General features: G+C 69.2%; 4 protein-coding genes. 3 read left to right on the forward strand and 1 reads right to left on the reverse strand.

Annotation, left to right across the window (positions count from 1 at the left end; all coding sequences use genetic code 11):
- Together cobJ and bluB are read left to right on the forward strand one after the other, a co-directional pair.
- Nucleotides 1-1,082 (forward strand): precorrin-3B C(17)-methyltransferase (cobJ, locus tag ACWIE7_RS18440; protein WP_454070224.1); only part of this gene is annotated, 1,082 nt, incomplete at its 5' end.
- Nucleotides 1,079-1,714 carry a 5,6-dimethylbenzimidazole synthase gene (gene bluB, locus ACWIE7_RS18445; RefSeq protein WP_454070225.1) on the forward strand — a complete coding sequence of 212 codons (636 nt, stop codon included), beginning with the start codon at nucleotides 1,079-1,081 and terminating at the stop codon, nucleotides 1,712-1,714. The genes cobJ and bluB, both read left to right, overlap by 4 nt.
- Before the next feature lie 55 nt (nucleotides 1,715-1,769).
- On the opposite strand, the gene ACWIE7_RS18450 is transcribed toward bluB, so the two are convergent.
- Entirely contained in the window at nucleotides 1,770-2,657 is an 888-nt protein-coding gene (locus ACWIE7_RS18450) for a LysR family transcriptional regulator (protein WP_308281897.1), read from the reverse strand.
- 70 nt (nucleotides 2,658-2,727) lie between these two features.
- Between ACWIE7_RS18450 and ACWIE7_RS18455 the strand changes: the two genes are divergently transcribed.
- Complete coding sequence (locus tag ACWIE7_RS18455; protein ID WP_454057283.1) at nucleotides 2,728-3,717, forward strand: bile acid:sodium symporter family protein; 990 nt, start codon at nucleotides 2,728-2,730, stop codon at nucleotides 3,715-3,717.
- Nucleotides 3,718-4,084: the final 367 nt, after the last annotated feature.

The raw sequence follows: 4,084 nt of genomic DNA on the forward strand, positions 1-4,084 counted from the left end.
TGGTCAGGCAGACCGATGTGCTCACCGTACTGCCCGGAACTCTGCCCGAGCCCGAGCTCGCCCGGCGACTGGCCGACACCGACGGTGCGATCATCATGAAACTCGGCCGCAACTTCCCAGCCGTGCGCCGGGCGCTCGAATCCGCAGGGCGGCTCGGCGGCGCGGTGTACGTCGAGCGCGCCTCGACAGATGCAGAGGCGCATCACCCGGTTTGCGAGGTCGACCCGGCGACCGTGCCGTACTTCTCCCTCGTCGTCGTCCCCGGGGACTCGCACCACCACGACCCCACCGGCCGCCGACCCGCGCAGCTGACCGCGTCGACCCCCGACCCCGCTGCTCCCGGCGCCCGCGGCGTCGTGCACGTGGTGGGGCTGGGCCCCGGGCCGGACGACTGGCTGACGCCGGAGGCCGCGCGGGTACTCGCCGGGGTGGACCACGTCGTGGGTTACGCGCCGTACGTCAACCGGGTGCCGCAGCGGCCCGGGCTGCGGCGGCACAGCTCCGGCAACACCGTAGAGGTCGACCGGGCGGGTCTCGCCCTGGAGTTGGCGGCAACGGGCGAGCAGGTGGCCGTGGTCTCCGGCGGTGACGCGGGCGTGTTCGGGATGGCGTCGGCGGTGTTCGAGGCCGCCGAGGACCCGCGGCACGACGGGGTCGACATCCGTGTGGTGCCCGGTGTCTCCGCGGTGCAGGCGGTGGCTGCTCGGGCCGGGGCGCCGATCGGCGCGGACTTCGCGGTGGTGAGCCTGTCGGACCGACTCAAGCCGTGGGGGGTGATCGCCCGCCGGCTCGATGCGATCGCCGCCGCTGACCTGGTCCTGGCCGTCTACAACCCCGCGTCCCGTTCGCGAACCCACCAGGTCGCCGATGCCCGGGACGTGCTGCTGCGTCATCGTGCACCCGCCACGCCGGTCGTGGTGGGCCGGGACGTCGGCCGCGCCGAGGAATCGCTGACCGTCACCACACTGGGCGAGCTCGACTGCAACGCGATCGACATGAAGTGCCTGCTCATCGTGGGCGCGTCCGGGACCCGGGTGACCGACTCCGGCCACGTGTGGAGTCAGCGTTTCGTGCGAGCATGACGCTCGTGAACCACGGGGAGCTCCATGCGGCCGATGCGGACGCGCTGTGGCGGGTGCTCGCCACCCGCCGCGACCACCGACATTTCCATCCGACGCCGGTGTCGCGGGAGCTGATCGAGCGGCTGCTCTCGGTCTTCTCGGTCGCTCCGAGCGTGGGGCTCAGCCAGCCGTGGCACGTGACCGTGGTGCAGGACCGCGCTGTTCGAGAGGCCGTCCATGCCGGTTTCCGGGACGTACGCGCCGCCGAGGCCGAGCGCTTCTCCGGCGAGCGGCGCGAGCTGTACGACACGCTGCGGCTCGAGGGCATCCTCCAGGCTCCGGTCGGCCTGGTGGTGAGCCACCTGCCGCCGGACGGGCCGGTGTTGGGGACGACGGCGATGCCCGCCGCGTCGGAGTACAGCGTCATCTCGGCCATCACGCTGCTGTGGCTGGCCACCACCGCCGAGGGCCTGGGCATGGGCTGGGTGAGCCTGCTCGACCCGGACCACCTCAGCGACGCTGTGCCGATCCCCGAAGGCGCCCGGCCGCTGGCCTACCTGTGCATCGGTTACCCGTCCCTCGAGCTGGGCGAGCCGCTGCTGCAGACCGTCGGTTGGGGCCGGCGTAAGCCGCTGCCGGTCGACTGGGTGTGAGGATTCCCGGTGCGTGACGGGATCGTGCCTGACGGCGTTGATCCGCTACCGGCGCCTACCCACTACCAGCGGTGAAGTCCGCCCGGTGATCTCGCAGAGCCTGCGCCAGGTCGCGCGTGGCACGAGTGGGTGCTCGGCGGGTCGCCAGGGCAAAGACGACGTCGGGCATCGGCGGCAGCTCCGGCTCCTCCAGCAGCGCCAGCCCGCCCGGGATCAGTGATTCGGCGAACGGCATGATGCCGATACCGCTGAGCGTGGCTGCGCGCAGTCCGGCGAGGCTTGTCGAGGTCGCCGCCGTGCGGTAGGCGACGCCGTGGCTCTCGAGCGCGCCGACGGCCGCGTCTCGCGTCACCGAGGGCCGCGGATAGAGAACCAGGGGCAGTGGCTCGTCGAGAGGCGGTTCGTAGCCAGCTCGGGCCGCCCAGACGAGTCGATCCGAGAACAGCGGCTCGACCTCGAGCGCGTCCACACCGCGCGACGGGCCCGGGCGCATGGCGAGGATGATGTCCAGCTCCGCTGACCTCAACCGTCGATGCAGCTCGACGCTGAGATGGATCGACAGCTCCACGTCGAGAAACGGATGTTCCAGCCGTAGCCGCTCGAGGAAGGTCGGCAGATGGGTGAAGGCGAAGTCCTCCGAGACCCCGAACCGCACGGTGTAGCGACGATGATGGAACCCGCTCTCGTCCAGGGCTTCATCAGCCAGCGCGAGAATGCGATGGCCGTAGGTCAGGAAGCGCTCCCCCGCCGGCGTGAGCCGGACGGAGTGGGTGTCCCTCTCCAGGAGCGGGTGTGAGAAGTGCTCTTCGAGCTGACGCACGCGTGCACTGATCGTTGACTGACTCAGACCCAGCCGGCGCGCGGCTCGGGTGAAGCTCAGTTCCGACGCCACGGCGAGAAAACTCCGCACGAGTCGAAGGTCCAGATCGCGCTCCATGGTCATCGGTTCTGATGATAACAATGACCATGGCGATGGGGTTTCCCGTTGTTCGCGCCAGTGGCAGCCTCGCAGCGTGGCTTCACTACGCAGGTTCCGTCTCGATCCGTTCCTCACCGCGCTGGTCGCGCTGCCCGTCATCGCGACGCTTCTCCCGGCGCGGGGCGGCGTGGCCGAGGCGCTGGACACCGCGACCATCGCCGCGATCTGCCTGCTCTTCTTCCTCCACGGCGCCAAACTCGCCCCATCGCAGACGATGGCGGGCTTCGCGAGGTGGCGGTTCCAACTCCTCGTGCTGGGAAGTACGTTCGTCGTGTTCCCCGTTCTCGGGCTCCTCATCACCCTCGCCCCGGAGTCGGTGCTCAGCCCGGTTCTCGCCACGGGGTTCCTGTTCCTGTGCATCCTCCCCTCGACGGTGCAGTCATCGATCGCGTTCACCTCGGTGGCGCGCGGAAACGTGGCCCTGGCGGTGAGTTCGGCGTCCATCTCCAACGTGCTGGGCGTGGTCATCACCCCCGTCCTGGCAGCACTCCTCATCGGCTCGCAGGTGCACATCACCCCGGAATCGATCCTCGGCATCATCGGCCAGCTCGTCGTACCCTTCGTCGCGGGTCAGTTGCTCCACCGCCGAATCGGCGCCTGGCTAGGGCGGCATCGGATACTGGTGTCGATCGTCGACCAGGGGTCCGTGCTCCTGGTGGTCTACGTGGCATTCAGCACCGGCGTGACCCAGGGGCTGTGGACAGTCGTGCCGCCGGCACAGCTCCTGACGGTGTTGGGCGTCTCCGTGATTCTCCTGGCCGTGGTGATGTCCTTGTTCGCGGGCGCCGGGAAGGTGTTCAGTCTCCCCCGCGCCGACCGCGTCGTCCTGTTCTTCTGCGGGTCGAAGAAAAGCCAGGTGAGCGGGTTGCCGATGGCGTTTCTGCTGTTCCCGGCTGCGCAAGTCGGGATCATGGTTCTGCCGTTGATGGTGTTCCACCTCATCCAACTGCTGGTCTGCGCTGTGATCGCCAAACGCGTCGGCAGGGCCTATATCGAGCCCGAGCTGCAGCCCCAACCGGCCTGACGTCGCATGCCCCCGGACGTTCCGGACTTCGCTGCCGTTTCGTCGCCACCATCGCGAAGCTCGTTGGCACCACTGCGGCTATGCGCCGAATTCTTCGCAGTGGTGCCATCAAGACACGGGTGGGCAAGCTGGGTTCCAGGGATTTTCCGGGCTCCGCGCTGCATGCGCACGTAGGCGGTACCCGCCCCTCCCGCAACGTCGGCCGCAGGTGGGGGACGGCGGGGGTCACGTCACCGCGGCCAAGCACCCTCAGCTCTAACCTGTACCCATGACTCCCCTCGATGCGGTACTCGCGTTTGCCGTGGTCGCGGGCCTGCTCACGCTGGTGCCCGGGCTCGATACGGCGCTGATCCTGCGTTCCTCACTC

This window comes from Dietzia sp. NPDC055343, assembly GCF_053645265.1.

Coding starts and splice junctions, on each gene's coding strand:
- ACWIE7_RS18450 (WP_308281897.1), bottom strand. CDS start 2,657: ATGACCATGGAGCGCGATCTGGACCTTCGACTCGTGCGGAGTTTTCTC.
- bluB (WP_454070225.1), top strand. CDS start 1,079: ATGACGCTCGTGAACCACGGGGAGCTCCATGCGGCCGATGCGGACGCG.